Annotated in this window: 13 protein-coding genes; 6 read left to right on the top strand and 7 right to left on the bottom strand. The window is 69.6% G+C overall.

Going from position 1 to position 16,853, the window contains the following annotated elements; genetic code table 11:
• The first annotated feature begins 7 nt into the window (after positions 1-7).
• Both I8N67_RS31950 and I8N67_RS31955 read left to right on the top strand, forming a co-directional pair.
• On the top strand, positions 8-187 hold the full coding sequence (locus I8N67_RS31950) for a hypothetical protein (RefSeq protein ID WP_200307734.1): 180 nt from the start codon (positions 8-10) through the stop codon (positions 185-187).
• Between the two features lie 15 nt (positions 188-202).
• Positions 203-1,759, top strand: coding sequence for a hypothetical protein (locus I8N67_RS31955; protein WP_200307735.1), 1,557 nt, complete (start codon positions 203-205; stop codon positions 1,757-1,759).
• 104 nt (positions 1,760-1,863) lie between these two features.
• Here the strand turns inward: I8N67_RS31955 and I8N67_RS31960 are convergent, their stop codons facing one another.
• The 4 genes from I8N67_RS31960 to I8N67_RS31975 form a co-directional block, all read right to left on the bottom strand.
• Positions 1,864-3,999 (bottom strand): 3-hydroxyacyl-CoA dehydrogenase NAD-binding domain-containing protein, encoded by a 2,136-nt coding sequence (locus I8N67_RS31960; RefSeq protein ID WP_200307736.1) that lies wholly within the window; start codon positions 3,997-3,999, stop codon positions 1,864-1,866.
• Complete coding sequence (locus tag I8N67_RS31965; RefSeq protein ID WP_200307737.1) at positions 3,996-5,222, bottom strand: thiolase family protein; 1,227 nt, start codon at positions 5,220-5,222, stop codon at positions 3,996-3,998. Before I8N67_RS31965 ends, I8N67_RS31960 begins: the two co-directional genes overlap by 4 nt.
• A gap of 225 nt (positions 5,223-5,447) precedes the next feature.
• Entirely contained in the window at positions 5,448-6,482 is a 1,035-nt protein-coding gene (locus I8N67_RS31970; protein ID WP_200307738.1) for a LacI family DNA-binding transcriptional regulator, read from the bottom strand.
• The gene (locus I8N67_RS31975; protein ID WP_200307739.1) at positions 6,479-8,866 is read right to left on the bottom strand and encodes a glycoside hydrolase family 2 protein; all 2,388 of its coding nucleotides are present in this window, start codon (positions 8,864-8,866) and stop codon (positions 6,479-6,481) included. Before I8N67_RS31975 ends, I8N67_RS31970 begins: the two co-directional genes overlap by 4 nt.
• 160 nt (positions 8,867-9,026) lie before the next feature.
• On the opposite strand from I8N67_RS31975, the gene I8N67_RS31980 reads away from it, so the two are divergent.
• The 3 genes from I8N67_RS31980 to I8N67_RS31990 are packed head-to-tail and all read left to right on the top strand — an operon-like array spanning position 9,027 to position 12,168.
• On the top strand, positions 9,027-10,343 hold the full coding sequence (locus I8N67_RS31980) for an ABC transporter substrate-binding protein (RefSeq protein WP_200307740.1): 1,317 nt from the start codon (positions 9,027-9,029) through the stop codon (positions 10,341-10,343).
• Positions 10,343-11,314, top strand: a complete 972-nt coding sequence (locus I8N67_RS31985; protein WP_200307741.1) for a carbohydrate ABC transporter permease — start codon at positions 10,343-10,345, stop codon at positions 11,312-11,314. The genes I8N67_RS31980 and I8N67_RS31985 overlap by 1 nt, the downstream gene beginning before the upstream one ends.
• Complete coding sequence (locus I8N67_RS31990) at positions 11,311-12,168, top strand: carbohydrate ABC transporter permease (RefSeq protein ID WP_234046629.1); 858 nt, start codon at positions 11,311-11,313, stop codon at positions 12,166-12,168. Before I8N67_RS31985 ends, I8N67_RS31990 begins: the two co-directional genes overlap by 4 nt.
• Positions 12,169-12,277: 109 nt before the next feature.
• On the opposite strand, the gene I8N67_RS31995 is transcribed toward I8N67_RS31990, so the two are convergent.
• The 3 genes from I8N67_RS31995 to I8N67_RS32005 form a co-directional block, all read right to left on the bottom strand.
• Positions 12,278-13,579, bottom strand: coding sequence for an HRDC domain-containing protein (locus I8N67_RS31995; RefSeq protein WP_200307742.1), 1,302 nt, complete (start codon positions 13,577-13,579; stop codon positions 12,278-12,280).
• A gap of 176 nt (positions 13,580-13,755) precedes the next feature.
• Complete coding sequence (locus I8N67_RS32000) at positions 13,756-14,415, bottom strand: helix-turn-helix transcriptional regulator (protein WP_200307743.1); 660 nt, start codon at positions 14,413-14,415, stop codon at positions 13,756-13,758.
• 324 nt (positions 14,416-14,739) lie between these two features.
• Entirely contained in the window at positions 14,740-15,369 is a 630-nt protein-coding gene (locus I8N67_RS32005) for a DUF3000 domain-containing protein (protein ID WP_200307744.1), read from the bottom strand.
• A 228-nt stretch (positions 15,370-15,597) separates the two neighbouring features.
• On the opposite strand from I8N67_RS32005, the gene hemE reads away from it, so the two are divergent.
• Positions 15,598-16,665, top strand: coding sequence for a uroporphyrinogen decarboxylase (gene hemE, locus I8N67_RS32010; RefSeq protein WP_200307745.1), 1,068 nt, complete (start codon positions 15,598-15,600; stop codon positions 16,663-16,665).
• Positions 16,666-16,853: the final 188 nt, after the last annotated feature.

Here is a 16,853-nt window from a genome sequence, read left to right on the forward strand (position 1 = left end):
TGGATCCATGAGCAGGTGGACGACCCCGCCCGAGGCGCTCGACGCGAACACCGCCCCGCACAGGTGGATCGAGCGCCTCGTCGGCGTTCCCTCGGCCGGGGACGCCGTCGGGGCCATCGCCACGAACGCGCCGGCCGAGGCGGCACTGACCGGTCACCGAGCTCGCCCGACTTCGAAGCACCTCTGAGAGTGGAGTCCGTACATGTCCAAAGCACCTTCGAACGGGCGACAGCTGCTCACGGGAATCGAGGCCTCGGGCGCGTTCCCGGTCGAGTACCGGTTCGCCCACGCCGCCAAAGGCAACCGTCATCTCGTTGTGGTCTTCGCCAACTTCTCCGCGCCCCAGGACTACGGCTGGTCCAACGGTGTGTTCGACAAGCTCCGGTCGAACGTCCTCTGGATCCGCGACAAGTTCGACGGGAACCGCAGCTACTACCTGTGCAGGGAGATGGACTTCTCCCTGGAGCAGTCCGTCGTCACCCTCATCACGAAGGTGATGCACTCGCTCGATCTCACCCCGGACTCCGTCACCCTGTGGGGCGGTTCGAAAGGCGGCAGCGCGGCCCTCTACTTCGGGCTGAAATACGGCTTCCGGAACATCGTCGCCATCGCTCCGCAGCTCTCGGTCGGCACCTATGTCAGGGACGTGCACCCCGGTGTCGCCCGCTACATGCTCGGCGAGGGCGTGCCGGAGGAGAACGTACGGGTCGTGGACTCGCTCATCCCCGACCTGCTGCGCTCGGGCAGGAACCACACGGCCAACATCTATCTGGTGTCCGCGGCCCAGGACCAGCAGTACCCCGTCCAGATAGAGCCCTTCCTGGGCCTCTTCCAGCCGTACGAGAACTTCAATCTCATCTACAGCGACTCCCCGCACATCACCGACCACACGGAGGTGGCGGGGCGCAACGTACCGGTCCTCATGGGCATCGCCAACTTCCTGATCGACGGGATCGCCCCGCGCCTGGGATTCGTACGCAACGGATATGAGGAGCCCGATCGCGACCGGTCGGCCATCACGTCCTACCTCGCGGCCACGTCGGTGATGCGCGGTCCGGAGTTTCCGCCGCCCGTGGTGACGGCCCCGGCGTACCAGGAGGAGGTGGGCCGGGACGCCGTACGGTTCATGGGCTATGCCCAGAACGCCGTCCGCGTGGTCGTCTGGGAGCACGGCAAGTATCTGGGCCAGACCGATGTCACCCCCGACGGTACCTGGTCGTGGGAGCTGGGCCGGGCCTGGAGCAAGGGCAAGCACCCCGTGAAGGTCTACTCGGTGGACGCGGCGGGCTTCCAGAGCGAGCGGGTCGAGCTGAACTTCACCGCGGTCGACACCCCGAGCGGCGCCGCCGCCGCACCGGCGGGCCCGGGTGGGGTCTTCGCTCCGGCGAGCGCCGGGCCCGGCATGGGCGGCCGGGGCCCCGTTCCGGCGACGGTGGGGCAGAGCGCGACCGCGCCGATGGTGCTGGAACCCGTGGCCCATGAGCAGGTGATGGACGCGCGGGTGGTCTTCACCGGCACCGCCACGGGCGCCGCGCAGGTCGGATTCCGGGAGAACGGGGTGCTGCTGGGCGGCGCCGGGGTCGCCCCGAACGGCGCCTGGTCGTGGGAGTCGGGCTGGGCCTGGAGCGAGGGTACGCACATCGTCGACGTCTTCGCCGTGGACGCCTCCGGCGCCGAGTCCCCGGTCACCCGGATCCCCTTCACCGCCATGAACGTCTCGGCCGGGGCGGCGACCCCGTACCACGGCGGGACCTACTGACGACGAGCACGACACGGCACCGGCGGAGGCTCCGCACGGCAGAGCCCCGCACGGCGGAGGGCCCCCGCCCGAAAGCGGAGGCCCTCCTCACGTCGGTACGACCGTTACGCGGGGACCGAAGCCACCCCGGTCTCCAGGAACTTCTTGCCGTTCACCCGCTCGCTGACGCCCTCACGGTCCAGGTACGGCGTGATGCCGCCCAGGTGGAAGGGCCAGCCGGCGCCGGTGATCAGGCAGAGGTCGATGTCCTGGGCCTCGGCGACGACACCCTCGTCGAGCATGAGCCCGATCTCCTGGGCGACGGCGTCCAGGACGCGGGCCCGCACCTGCTCCTCGTCCAGGACGACATCGCCCTGCTTGAGGAGCGCGGCGACCTCGGGGTCCAGCTCCGGCTTGAAGCCGTTCTCCGCGGAGTAGACGTAGAAGCCGCGCTTGCCCGCCTTGACGACGGCCGCGAGGTTCGGGGAGACCGTGAAGCGGTCCGGGAAGGCCCTGTTGAGGGTCTCCGAGACATGCAGACCGATCGCCGGGCCGACCAGTTCGAGCAGGACCAGCGGCGACATCGGCAGACCCAGCGGCTCGACCGCCTTCTCGGCGACCTCGACCGACGTGCCCTCGTCGATGACGTTCTGGATCTCGCCCATGAAGCGGGTGAGGATGCGGTTGACGACGAACGCCGGGGCGTCCTTCACCAGCACCGCGGTCTTCTTCAGCTTCTTGGCGACACCGAAGGCCGTGGCCAGCGCGGCGTCGTCCGTCTGCTCGCCCCGGACGATCTCCAGGAGCGGCAGGATCGCGACCGGGTTGAAGAAGTGGAAGCCCACGACCCGCTCGGGGTTCTTCAGCTTCGACGCCATCTCGGTGACCGACAGCGAGGAGGTGTTGGTGGCGAGGATCGCGTGCGCCGGGGCGACCGCCTCCACCTCCGCGAACACCTGCTGCTTGACGCCGATCTCCTCGAACACGGCCTCGATGATGAAGTCCGCGTCGGCGAAGCCTTCGGCCTTGTCCAGGACACCGGTGACCAGCGCCTTGAGACGGTTGGCCTTGTCCTGGTTGACACGGCCCTTGAGCAGCAGCTTGTCGATCTCGGCGTGGACGTAGCCCACACCCTTGTCGACGCGCTCCTGGTCGATGTCGGTCAGCACGACCGGCACCTCGAGGCGGCGCAGGAAGAGCAGCGCGAGCTGGGAGGCCATCAGACCGGCGCCGACGACACCGACCTTGGTGACCGGACGGGCCAGCGACTTGTCCGGCGCACCGGCGGGACGCTTGCCGCGCTTCTGCACCAGGTTGAAGGCGTAGATACCGGAGCGCAGCTCGCCACCCATGATCAGGTCGGCGAGGGCGACGTCCTCGGCGTCGAAGCCCTGCTGGAGGTCGCCGTTCTTGGCGGCCTCGATGATGTCCAGCGCGCGGTACGCGGCCGGGGCCGCCCCGTGCACCTTGCTGTCGGCGACGAACCGGCCGCGCGCGACGGCCTGGTCCCAGGCCTCACCGCGGTCGATGACGGGACGCTCGACCTCGACGTCACCCTTGAGGACGTTCGCGGTCCAGATCAGCGACTGCTCCAGGAAGTCCGCGCCCTCGAAGATCGCGTCCGCGATCCCGAGGTCGAAGACCTGCCGGCCCTTGAGCTGCTTGTTCTGGTTGAGCGAGTTCTCGACGATGACCGTGACGGCCTTGTCGGCACCGATCAGGTTCGGCAGCAGCGTGCAGCCGCCCCAGCCCGGGACCAGACCGAGGAAGACCTCGGGCAGCGAGAAGGCCGGGAGGGCCTTGGAGACGGTCCGGTAGGAGCAGTGCAGACCGACCTCGACACCGCCGCCCATCGCGGCACCGTTGTAGTACGCGAAGGTCGGGACGGCGAGGCCGGACAGCCGCTTGAAGACCTCGTGGCCGCCCTTGCCGATGGCGAGCGCGTGCTCGTGCTCCTTGAGGATCTCGACGCCCTTGAGGTCGGCGCCGACGGCGAAGATGAACGGCTTGCCGGTGACACCGGCACCGATGATCTCGCCGGCCGCGGCCTCCTTCTCGACCTGGTCGATGGCGGTGTTCAGGTTCGCCAGCGAGGCCGGGCCGAAGGTGGTCGGCTTGGTGTGGTCGAAGCCGTTGTCCAGCGTGATGAGCGCGAAGCGCCCGGCGCCGAACGGCAGGTCGAGGTGGCGTACGTGCGCCGACGTCACGACCTCGTCGGGGAACAGCTCCGCCGCGCCCTTCAGGAGTTCAGTGGTGCTCACTTGTCGCCTCCGGCGTCCTTGTGGTGCGGGTTCTCCCAGATCACCGTGGCGCCCATGCCGAAGCCGACGCACATGGTGGTGAGGCCGTAACGGACCTCCGGCTGCTCCTCGAACTGGCGGGCCAGCTGCGTCATCAGCCGGACGCCGGAGGAGGCCAGCGGGTGGCCGTACGCGATCGCGCCGCCGTACTGGTTGACGCGCGCGTCGTCGTCGGCGATGCCGTAGTGCTCCAGGAAGGCGAGCACCTGGACGGCGAAGGCCTCGTTGATCTCGAAGAGGTCGATGTCCTCGATGGAGAGACCGGCCTGGGCCAGCGCCTTCTCCGTGGCCGGGATCGGGCCGTAGCCCATCACCTCGGGCTCGACACCCGCGAAGGCGTACGAGACCAGGCGCATCTTCACCGGCAGGTTGTTCTCGCGGGCGAAGTCCTCGCTGGCGATGAGCGAGGCGGTGGCGCCGTCGTTCAGACCGGCCGCGTTACCGGCGGTGACCCGCCCGTGGACGCGGAACGGCGTCTTCAGCCCGGACAGGTTCTCCAGGGTGGTGCCGGGCCGCATCGGCTCGTCGGCGGTGACCAGGCCCCAGCCCGTCTCACCGGCTTCCGCGTTGGTACGCCGTACGGAGATCGGGACCAGGTCGGCCTGGATCTTGCCGTCGGCGTAGGCCTTGGCGGCCTTCTCCTGCGAACGCACGGCGTACTCGTCGGCGCGCCGCTTGGTGATCGTCGGGTACCGGTCGTGCAGGTTCTCGGCGGTCATGCCCATGAACAGGGCGGACTCGTCGACCAGCTTCTCGCTGACGAACCGGGGGTTCGGGTCCACGCCCTCGCCCATCGGGTGGCGGCCCATGTGCTCGACGCCACCGGCGATCGCCACGTCGTACGCGCCGAAGGCGACGGAACCGGCGACCGAGGTGACGGCGGTCAGGGCGCCGGCACACATCCGGTCGATGGAGTAGCCCGGCACGGACTGCGGGAGACCGGCGAGGATGCCGGCCGTGCGGCCGATGGTCAGGCCCTGGTCACCGATCTGCGTGGTCGCGGCGATGGCGACCTCGTCGATCTTCGCCGGCTCCAGACCGGGGTTGCGGCGCAGCAGCTCCCGGATCGCCTTCACAACGAGGTCGTCGGCCCGGGTCTCGTGGTAGATGCCCTTCGGGCCCGCCTTGCCGAACGGGGTGCGGACGCCGTCGACGAAGACGACTTCCTTGACGGTACGAGGCACGATGGCTCTCCTCCAGGGTGCGGGACGGCACTGCTGCGATACGCAACCGCCTGAGCGGGCGCTCAGCCCTATGCTACTTACGAGTAACAGCGCTGCACACCCCTGGGAGGGGGAGCGGCGAACGTCACACGACTTCCGCATGTTACTGCCGGTTACACGCAGCCGCCTCAGGCGCGCGGGGAAGTGCGCGACCAGCGACGACGCACCCGCGGCCCCGTACGGTGATCAAGGGGCAGGCGCTGTGGACCCCCGGGGGACCAGTACAGGCGTAGCCACCGGATGCGACACCCCGGCCCCGTCTCCGTCCCCCGCGATCACCCCGAACAACGTCCGAGCCACATCCGCCCCGAACCCATGCACGTCATGACTCATCGCGGAAAGCGTCGGCCGAGTGAGCCGGCAGAGCTGCGAGTCGTCCCAGGCGAGCAACGAGACATCCTCAGGCACGCGCACCCCCATCTCCGCCGCCACAGAAAGCCCCGCCACCGCCATGATGTCGTTGTCGTACAGGATCGCGGTCGGCCGATCCCCGCCGGCGCCGGTCAACAACGCCCGCGTCGCCCGCGCCCCCGCCTCCCCCGAGAAGTCGGTCGCCACCTGCCAGATCCGGAGCAGCTTCAGCGAACCGGCCGCTCTCTCGAACGCCGCCGTACGAAGGGCCGAGTGCCCCAACGTCACCGCACCCCCCACCCGCGCGATCCGCCGGTGCCCCAGTGCCCCCAGATACCGCACGGCCTCCGTGACGGCGGTCGCGTCGTCCGTCCACACGGATGTGAGCCCCCCGGTCAGCGACGGATGCCCGACGGCCACGACCGGCATCCCCAGCCGTTCCGCGGCCGCCACCCGGGGATCGTCCGCGCGGAAGTCGACGAGGATCGACCCACTCACCTGCCGCCCCCGCCACCACGCGTCCTGAAGCCCCACCTCCTCCTCCAGATTCCGCACCAGCCGCAGCAGCAGCCCGCAGGACCGCTCGGTCAGCACGCTCTCCACCCCGGAGATGAACTCCATGTAGAACGGTTCGAGCCCCAGCAGCTTCGCGGGCCGGCAGACCGCCAGGCCCACGACGTCCACCCGCTGACTCGACAGCGACCGCGCCGCCAGGTTCGGCGCCCACCCCAGCTCCCGCGCCGCCGCGAAGATCCGGTCGCGCGTGGCGTCGGCCAGCCCCGGCTTCTGGTTGAACGCGAGCGACACCGCCCCCTTGGACACGCCCGCACGCGCGGCGACATCCTTGATGGTGACGCGTGGGGTCGTCATCGGCCGGGCTCCAGGCAGAAGAGGGCTGATCGAGCGATGTCCGGGTCGGCGGCCTTCCAGCCGCTGACACCGATGGTCACCTGTTCCCCGGGGAGCAGGGTGACGAGCCCCCGGTCGGCCCGTGCGTCCGGGGCCAGCCGGTCGGCCTGGAGCAGCAGATCCCGTACGAGGGTGTGGGCCGTCACGGTGACCGCGCCCGGTGTGACCGAGACCTCGAACTCGGGGCGGGCATAAGGGATTTCGCGGTCCGCAGCGGCGAAATGCAGGGCTCGCAGCCCGTCCGTGTCGGCGACCAGGAACTCCTTCGGTCCGACGGGCTCCAGCTCCTTCGGCACGCCGACGAGAGCCACCGCCCGCCCCTCGACCGCGAACTCCGCCCCCGTCTCGGCGATCACCACCCCGTCGACCGACATCCGACGCAGCCGCACCTCACCCGGCCACGCCTCTCCCGACTGATTCACGGCCGCCAACACCAGCCCCTCGCCCCGCACTTGAAAAGTCAGCAGCCGGTCCGCGTACAGCCGCCGCAGCTCGTGGTACAGCGGCTTCTCCCTTCCGTCCCCGTCGATCGCCGCCCAAGAGGTCACCGGCCAGCAGTCGTTGAGCTGCCACACGATCGTGCCCGCGCACACCGGCCAGTGCGACCGCCAGTGCTCGATCCCGGCGGCGACCGCCCGCGCCTGGTTGACCTGCGTCAGATAGTGCCAGCGGTCGAAGTCCCTTTCGGGCAGCGCGAAATGGCGAGCGAGCCCCCGCGCCAGCTTCCCGTTCCCGTCCTCCGCCTTCTGGTGATGCAGCATCCCGGGGGAGTCGGCGGCGAGCTCCTCCCCGTCCAGCGCCCGCCGCAGCGTCGCGTACGCGGGCGGCGCCTGCCACCCGAACTCGGCGACGAAACGAGGCACATTCGCGCGGTACTCCGCGTAGTCCTCCCGGTTCCACACGTCCCAGGAGTGGTGCGTGCCGTGCGCCGGATCGTTCGGGTGCCGGTCCCACGACCCCGACCACGGACTGCCCGCCGTGTACGGCCGCGTCGGGTCCAACTCCGCGACGACGCGCGGCAGTACACCCAGGTAGTACCCCTCGCCCCACGACTCCCCGGCGAGCCGCTCCTCCCACTCCCAGTCCCTGAACCCCCACAGGTTCTCGTTGTTGCCGTTCCACAGCACCAGCGAGGGATGCGGCATCAGCCGTACGACGTTCTCCCGCACCTCGGCCTCCACCTCGCCCCGCAGCGGCTGCTCCTCCGGGTAGGCCGCGCACGCGAACGGGAAGTCCTGCCAGACCAGCAGCCCCAACTCGTCGCAGACGTCGTAGAAGTCACCGCTCTCGTAGATCCCGCCGCCCCAGATCCGTACGAGATCGACTCCGGCCTCGGCCGCCTGCGTGAGCCGCTCGCGATACCGCTCGCGGGTGATCCGGGACGGGAAGACATCCTCCGGGATCCAGTTCACCCCGCGCGCGAAGAGCCGCTCCCCGTTGACGACGAAGGTGAAGCCGGTGCCGTGCTCATCGGCACTCCGGTCCAGCTCCACGCTCCGGAACCCGACCCGCCGCCGCCACACATCAAGGTCGCCGCTGTCGCTCCGCAGCACCAACTCGACGTCGTACAACGGCTGTTCACCGGACCCGCGCGGCCACCACCGCTCGACGCCCGGCACTTCGAGCCGTACGACCCCGCCGGCGCCCTCGACCTCCGCGACCGCGCTGACGCCCCCCACCCGGGCCTGAAGCCGCAGCCCCGCCTCGACCGCCGCCCGCTCCACGTCGACGAGCAGCTCGACGTGCCCGGTGCTGCCCTCGACCGTCACCAGCGGCCGTACCCGGGCGATCCGCGCGGTCGACCAGTGCTCCAGCCGGACGGGCCGCCAGATACCGGCCGTCACCAGCGTCGGCCCCCAGTCCCAGCCGAAGGAGCAGGCCATCTTCCGGATGTACTGGAAGGGCTCCGGATAGGCGTTCGGCCGGTCGCCGAGCCGCTCGCGCACCGCCTCGGCCTCGGCGTACGCGGAGGCGAAGCGCACCGAGAGCCGGCCGCTCGCCCCGGTGACATCGAAGCGGTACGAGCGGTGCATGTTCCGTACGGAGCCCAGGAGCCGGCCGTCGAGCCGGATCTCGGCGGCGGTGTCGAGTCCGTCGAAGACCAGATCGGTCTGGTCGTGCCCGTCGGCCGCATCGACGCCAGGCAGCTCCACTTCGTACGTCCACTCCCGGCGCCCCACCCACGCCACCTCGGTCTCGTTCCGCCCGAGAAAGGGGTCCGGGATCAGCCCCGCCGCCAGCAGATCGGTGTGCACGCACCCGGGTACCACGGCGGGAAGCGGGTCCGAGGCGCTCTCGGGGTGTCGCAGGATCCAGCCCTCGGTGAGCGGTGTGGCGTCCAGCATGCGCACTCCCTAAACCGGTCAAGTCGGTTCAACGACAGTATCGCGAAATCTTTCGACAGCCTTGGCGAAATAGGGACTTTACCGGTTCAGTAACCGGCTGCCAGAGTGCCGAATCAGCCAACCCACCCGTGCTCATCCGTCCCGAACGGAGCTGGTGCACATGAACCACCGAAGGACGCTCACCGGAACACTGATCGCGGCAGCACTTCTCGCCTCGGGCTGCACCGGCAGCGGAGGCAGCTCGGAAGGCGCCGACGCCAAGGCTCCTGACGATCCGTCAAAGGTCTCGGGCACCATCAAGGTCCTCACCCACCGCACCGACATCGTGCAGGACGGCACGATGAAGAAGTACGCGGACGACTTCAACAAGACCTATCCGAAGGTCAAGGTCGAGTTCGAGGCCCTCACGGACTACGAGGCCGAGGTCAAGATCCGGATGAACACCGAGAACTACGGTGACGTCCTGATGATCCCGGCCGTCATCAAGAAGAACGACTACCCCAAGTTCTTCGCCTCGCTGGGCACCGAGAAGGAGCTGAGCGAGAAGTACCGCTTCACCGACTTCACCGCGGTCGACGGCAAGGTCTACGGCCAGACCACGAACGGCGGCACCCCCGGCTTCGTCTACAACAAGAAGGTCTGGGCCGAGGCCGGCGTCACCGACTGGCCGACCACACCGGACGAGTTCCTCACCGACCTGGCGGCCATCAAGTCCAAGACGGACGCGGTGCCGTACTACACCAACTTCGCCGCCCAGTGGCCGCTCACGTCCTGGACCTACGTCAACGGCTCGGTCAGCTGCGACACCGGGGCCACCACGGCGCTGAGTGAGGGCGACCCGTGGGCCGAGGGCGCCGACCTGCGCGTCGCAGACACCCTGCTCCACGACATCGTGAAGCAGGGCCTGATCGAGAAGGACCCGACGACCACCAACTGGGAGGGCTCCAAGCCCCGGTTGGCGAAGGGCGAGATCGCCACCGCGTGGCTCGGCTCCTGGGCGGTCCTGCAGTTCCGGCAGGCCGCCGAGAAGGCCGGCACCGACCCGGACGACATCGGCTTCATGCCGTTCCCGGCCCAGGTCGACGGCAAGTTCTGCGCGGTCCTCAGCCCCGACTACCAGCAGGCCGTCAACATCAACTCCGACCACAAGGAGGCGGCCCGCGCCTGGATCGACTGGTTCTCCACCGAGTCCGGCTACGCGGACGACAACCTGCTGCCCTCCGTCCTCAAGGACGCCCCGCTCCCCGCGGCCCTGAAGCCGTACGAGGAGGCCGGTGTGAAGCTCATCGAGCTGGACGACGCCAAGGGCGCAGTGGTCAAGGAGATCGACGGCGCCTCCGAGGTCGGCATCTACGGCCCCGCCTACCGCCAGGACCTGGTCGACCTCGCCCGCGGCGCCAAGGACGGCAGCCTCGACGACTTCCTCGCCGACCTGGGCAAGCGCTGGACCGAGGCAGAGAAGACCGTGGGGTCCTGATGACCCGTACGCGTACGACCACCCCCTCGCACGCGACGGAGAAGGAGGCGCGGCCCCCGACGGCCGCGCCTCCGCCCCCCACGCCCCGGCGGGCCCCACGCAAGGTGCGCCTCTGGCGGAAGGTCACCCCCTGGCTCTTCCTCGCCGCCCCGCTGGCCCTCCTGATCGCCTTCACCTACGCCCCGGTCGCCAACATGCTGGCGTACAGCTTCACCGACTGGGACGGCGTCAGCCCCGAGCTGAACTACACGGGCACCGAGAACTACATCGAGATCTTCACCCGCCCCGAGCTGTTCCAGGTCTTCTTCGTCAGCGGCTACTACCTGGCCGCGTCAGCCGTCCAGATCGCCGCCGCCCTCTACTTCGCGACGATCCTCAGCTTCAACATCCGCTTCCGGAACCTCTTCAAGGGCATCCTCTTCTTCCCGTACCTGATCAACGGCGTGGCGATCGGCTTCGTCTTCCTCTACTTCTTCCAGGACGGCGGCACCCTCGACTCGGTCCTCGCCCTCTTCGGCTACGAGTCCGACCGCGCCTGGCTGGGCACCTCGACCTCCGCGAACGTCTCCCTCGCGGGGGTCTCCGTCTGGCGCTACATGGGCCTGAACTTCGTGCTCTTCCTCGGCGCGATCCAGTCGATCCCGGGGGAGCTCTACGAGGCCGCGGAGCTCGACGGCGCCAACCGCTGGCACCAGTTCCGGTACATCATCGCGCCGGGCATCCGCCCGGTCCTGAGCCTGAGCGTGATCCTCTCGATCTCCGGCTCGCTGTCGGTCTTCGAGATCCCGTACATCATGACCGGCGGCGCCACCGGCACCGAGACCTTCGTGATCCAGACGGTGAAGCTCGCCTTCCAGTTCAACAAGACGGGCCTCGCGTCCGCCGCCGCGGTCGTCCTGCTGCTGATCATCCTGGCGGTGACGTGGCTGCAGCGCCGACTGGTCCCCGACGACAGGGTGGACCTCGTATGACGACACTGACGACCCCAACCCCGGTGGTCCGCAGGCGAGTGGCCCGCACCCTCACCTACCTGTCCCTGGTCGGCGCGTCGGTCGTGGTCCTGCTGCCCCTCCTCGTGGTCCTGCTGACCTCGCTCAAGACCGAACGGCAGATGGCCGACGACAGTGGCGCACTCACGCTGCCGGACAGCCTCCTGAACTTCGAGAACTACGCGACGGCCTTCCACGACGGCGAGATGCTCGCCGCCCTCGGCAACACGGCCTTCATCCTCTTCTTCGCGGTCAGCGGCACGGTCCTCATCGGCTCGATGGCGGCCTACGCGATCGACCGCTTCACCTTCCGCTTCCGGAAACTGGTGGTCGCGCTCTTCCTCGTCGCCACCCTCGTCCCCGGCGTCACCACCCAGGTCGCGACCTTCCAGATCGTCGACAGCTTCGGCATGTTCGACACCCTCTGGGCCCCGATCGCCCTCTACATGGGCACCGACATCGTCTCGATCTACATCTTCCTGCAGTTCGTGAGATCGATCCCGATCTCCCTCGACGAGTCGGCCCGCCTGGACGGTGCCAACGCCTTCACGATCTACCGAAAGATCATCTTCCCGCTCCTGAAACCCGCGATCGCCACCGTCGTCATCGTCAAGGGCATCACCGTCTACAACGACTTCTACATCCCTTTCCTCTACATGCCCTCCGACGATCTCGGCGTGATCTCGACCTCCCTCTTCCGCTTCAAGGGCCCCTTCGGCGCCCACTGGGAGACGATCTCGGCAGGAGCGGTCCTGGTCATCCTCCCGACCCTGATCGTCTTCCTGGCCCTACAGAGATTCATCTACAACGGCTTCACGAGAGGAGCGACGAAGTAGGGGCATCCATCAAGCGCCGGGCAGGGAAGCGCAGTCAAGGGGCGCGGGGAACTGCGCGACCAGCCACAACAAACCCGCACCCGCCGACGAAACCGCACCCCTACGGCGACTAGGCCCCCTTGAGCTTCGCCGCGGCGGACAACGCCCCCACCAACACCGGCGTAACCAGCTCAACCTGCCACGGCCGCGCCCCATACCCCGCCAGGGCCCGGGAGATCGACTCGGCGTCAGCCGTGACCGGCGGCTCCCAGCAAACCCGCCGCACCGTATCCGGAGTGATCAGATTCTCCTGCGGCATATTGAGCTGCTCGGCCAGCGCGGACACCCCGGCCCGAGCCGCCGAGAGCCGAGCCGCGGCGGCCGGGTCCTTGTCCGCCCAGGCCTTCGGCGGCGGCGGCCCGGTCACCGGCTGCCCATGGGCCGGCAGCGCGGTCTCGGGAAGGGCCTTGGCCCGGTCCACGGCCACCTGCCACTGCTCCAGCTGCCGCCGCCCCATCCGATGCCCGAACCCGTTCAGCGCGGCTAGCGCCGTCGCGTCGGCGGGCAGGCCGAGCGCCGCCTCCACGATCGCCGCGTCGCTCAGCACCTTGCCCGGCGACACATCCCGCCGTTGCGCGATCCGGTCCCGCGTCTCCCACAGCTCCCGTACGACCGCCATCTGCCGCCGACGCCGTACCTTGTGCATCCCGGACGTACGGCGCCACGGGTCCCTGCGCGGTTCAGCCGGCGGGGCCGAGGAGATCGCGTCGAACTCCTGGCGGGCCCAGTCGAGCTTGCCCTGCCGGTCCAGCTCCTTCTCCAGGGCGTCGCGCAGGTCCACGAGGAGTTCCACGTCGAGGGCGGCGTACCGGAGCCACGGCTCGGGCAGCGGGCGGGTCGACCAGTCGACCGCGGAGTGGCCCTTTTCGAGGACGAAGCCGAGGACGCCCTCGACCATCGCGCCGAGGCCGACCCGGGGGAACCCGGCGAGCCGCCCGGCCAGCTCGGTGTCGAAGATCCGCGTCGGGATCATGTCTATCTCGCGCAGACAGGGCAGGTCCTGGGTGGCGGCGTGGAGCACCCACTCGACGCCGGAGAGCGCTTCGCCGAGGCCGGAGAGGTCGGGGCAGGCGACGGGATCGATGAGCGCGGTGCCCGCGCCCTCGCGGCGCAGCTGCACCAGATAGGCCCGCTGGCCGTAGCGGTATCCGGACGCGCGTTCGGCGTCCACGGCGACGGGGCCGGAACCGGCGGCGAAGGCGGCGATCACCGCGGCGAGCGAGGACTCGTCGGCGATGACGGGCGGAATGCCGTCCCGGGGCTCCAGCAAAGGGGTGGGCGCCCCCGCTTCAGAAGATCCGCCGTCGTCCGGAGGGGCGCCTCCGGTGGTTCGCAGGGTGCTGTCTGCTGCGGTCTCTTGGGCGTCGGTCACCTGTCAAGGGTATCTGTGTATGGACATGGCCCGCCGACGGAACGTTCCGTCGACGGGCCTTCCAGGGGCGTAAACCAGTCACGTGTCACACGTGTCAGTGAATGTTCCCGGCGAACCGGGAGGGGTCGGGCATCGATGGACGATCCCGGCCCCTCCCGGTCTCCGGGTCCGTGGTGTCAGTGGATGATCCCCGTGCGCAGGGCCACCGCCACCATTCCGGCGCGGTCGCCGGTGCCGAGCTTGCGTGCGATTCGGGCCAAGTGGCTCTTGACCGTGAGTGCGGACAGGCCCATCGAGACGCCGATCGCCTTGTTCGACTGTCCCTCCGCGACCAGGCGGAGCACCTCGACCTCGCGGCCCGACAGTTCCCGGTAGCCGCCCGGGTGGCTGGGGGAGCCCGGAGGGCGGCGGTGCATACGGTGGGCGGAGCCGATGGGCGCGGCGCCGGGGCGGCTGGGCAGGCCGATGTTGTTGCGGGTGCCGGTGACGACGTAGCCCTTCACACCGCCCGCGAGGGCGTTGCGAACGGCGCCGATGTCGTCGGCGGCCGAGAGGGCGAGGCCGTTGGGCCACCCCGCCGCGCGGGTCTCGGAGAGGAGGGTCAGGCCGGAGCCGTCCGGCAGGTGGACGTCCGCGACGCAGATGTCACGGGGGTTGCCGACGCGGGGACGGGCCTCGGCGATGGACGAGGCCTCGATGACATCGCGGACACCGAGAGCCCAGAGATGGCGGGTGACAGTGGACCGAACGCGCGGATCTGCCACGACCACCATCGCGGTCGGCTTGTTCGGACGGTAGGCGACCAGGCTTGCGGGCTGCTCGAGGAGAACGGACACCAGGCCTCCTGGGTGCGGGACGGGGGCCGGTTCGCGGGGCTCGTGGGGTTGAAGCCGGGACGAACCGTGCTTTCAAGGTCACAGAGGTCTTCGGCACCAAACCCATGCTCCTTTAGAGAATGATCACGATTTGGTGAGTAACAATACGTGCAATTCGGACACGTCTTCGATCATTCGAAGATCGAACGGTGTCGCTTCACGTCGATACGCGGCCGAAAGTGGCCGTATCGACAAAGTGATGGTTTCGATCGGCGTGGCGACACACACCAAAAAGGACCGTGCGCGTGGCGCACGGTCCTCGTCCCGCGAAGTACTGCACGGTGGTCAGCGTGACTGGGGCCCCCGCCGCTGCGGCAGGCTCACCACGGCCGCGTCGCCCGCGTCGACCGCCGGCGGCAGCCCCGCGATCTGGGCGAGCAGGTCGCACCAGGAGGCGAGGTGCGCGGCGGTGTCGGGAACGCCGCCCAGGACCTCACGTGGGGTCCAGGACGCCCGGATCTCGATCTGCGAGGCGGCCGGCCGGGCGGACAGCCCGCCGAAGTAGTGCGAGCCCGCCCGCGTCACCGTGCCGCTCGGTTCGCCGTACGACAGCCCGCGGGACTGCAGCGCGCCCGTCAGCCACGACCAGCACACCTCCGGCAGCAGGGGGTCCGCCGCCATCTCGGGCTCCAACTCCGCGCGGACCAGGGTCACCAGCCGGAAGGACCCCTGCCAGGCGTCGTGCCCCGCCGGGTCGTGCAGCAGGACGAGCCGGCCGTCGGCCAGATCCTCGTCGCCCTCGACGACCGCGGCCTCCAGCGCGTACGCGAACGGCGCGAGCCGCTGGGGCGGCCTGGTGGACTCGATCTCGATCTCCGGCCGCAGTCGTGTGGTCCGCAGCGCTTCGACGGCGGAGCGGAACGGCAAGGGTGCCGTCTCCATCGCATCGCGCTCCCCCTCTTTCGCGTCGTCCATTCCGCCAGCGTCGTCCGACAGTCGTCCCTGAGCCGCAGCCATGCCGGAACATTAAGGGGAACGGGGCCTCGGCGCAGGGCAAGACACCCGTGCGCTGGGTCACTGTCGCATCGCGCTCAGCGAACGGAGGCCGGGCCGGCCACCCGAAGCCGTGGCCGGAAACAGCCGTCTCCGGGTTGTCCACAGCCCGGGCCGTCGGGGTCGGGCGGGCGTGCGAGACTTTGCCTCGTGAGTGCCAACGCCAGCCCCTCGGGCCACCAGCCGACCGCCACGTACAACTCCGCCTTCCTGAAGGCGTGCAGGCGTGAGCCCGTGCCGCACACACCGGTGTGGTTCATGCGGCAGGCCGGGCGCTCGCTGCCGGAGTACCTGAAGGTGCGCGAGGGCGTCGGGATGCTGGAGTCGTGCATGCGGCCCGAGCTGGTCACCGAGATCACCCTCCAGCCGGTCCGCCGGCACCACGTGGACGCGGCGATCTATTTCAGCGACATCGTGGTCCCGCTGAAGGCCATCGGCATCGACCTCGACATCAAGCCCGGCGTCGGCCCGGTCGTCGAGAAGCCGATCCGCAGCCGCGCCGACCTCGCCCAGCTCCGCGATCTGACCCCCGAGGACGTCTCCTACGTCACCGAGGCGATCCAGCTGCTCACCGCCGAGCTCGGCGAGACCCCGCTCATCGGCTTCGCCGGCGCGCCCTTCACCCTCGCCAGCTACCTCGTCGAGGGCGGCCCGTCCCGCACCTACGAGAACGCCAAGGCGATGATGTACGGCGACCCCGAGCTCTGGGCCGACCTGCTCGACCGCCTCGCCGAGATCACGGCCGCGTTCCTCAAGGTCCAGATCGAGGCGGGCGCCTCGGCCGTCCAGCTCTTCGACTCCTGGGCCGGCGCGCTGGCCCCCACGGACTACCGCCGCTCGGTGCTGCCCGCCTCCGCGAAGGTCTTCGACGCCGTCGTTGGGTACGGCGTCCCGCGCATCCACTTCGGCGTCGGCACCGGCGAACTGCTGGGCCTCATGGGCGAGGCCGGCGCGGACGTCGTCGGCGTCGACTGGCGCGTCCCGCTCGACGAGGCCGCCCGCCGCGTCGGCCCCGGCAAGGCGCTCCAGGGCAACCTCGACCCGACCGTCCTGTTCGCCGGCACAGCGGCCGTCGAGACCAAGACCCGCGAGGTCCTCGACTCGGCCGCCGGCCTGGAGGGCCACATCTTCAACCTCGGCCACGGCGTCATGCCCAGCACGGACCCGGACGCCCTGACCCGACTCGTGGAGTACGTCCACACGCAGACGGTGCGCTAGGGCGCTGCCCGTGGATCCCCGCCCTTGATCGGCATGGCCGGACCGTAGCCCGCCCCCTGGCCGTGTCTCACCGGGGGGTCGGGACCGTGGGGTCACTCAGGCCGCCGGGGTGGCTGGACGTAGGTGCAGATGGTCAGGGGTTCGGACTGCTGGCGATTGACCGTGCACAGGCGTGTTCTGGCGTACAG

The sequence above is a fragment of the Streptomyces adelaidensis genome, from assembly GCF_016598475.1.
Classification (GTDB): Bacteria; Actinomycetota; Actinomycetes; order Streptomycetales; family Streptomycetaceae; genus Streptomyces; species Streptomyces adelaidensis.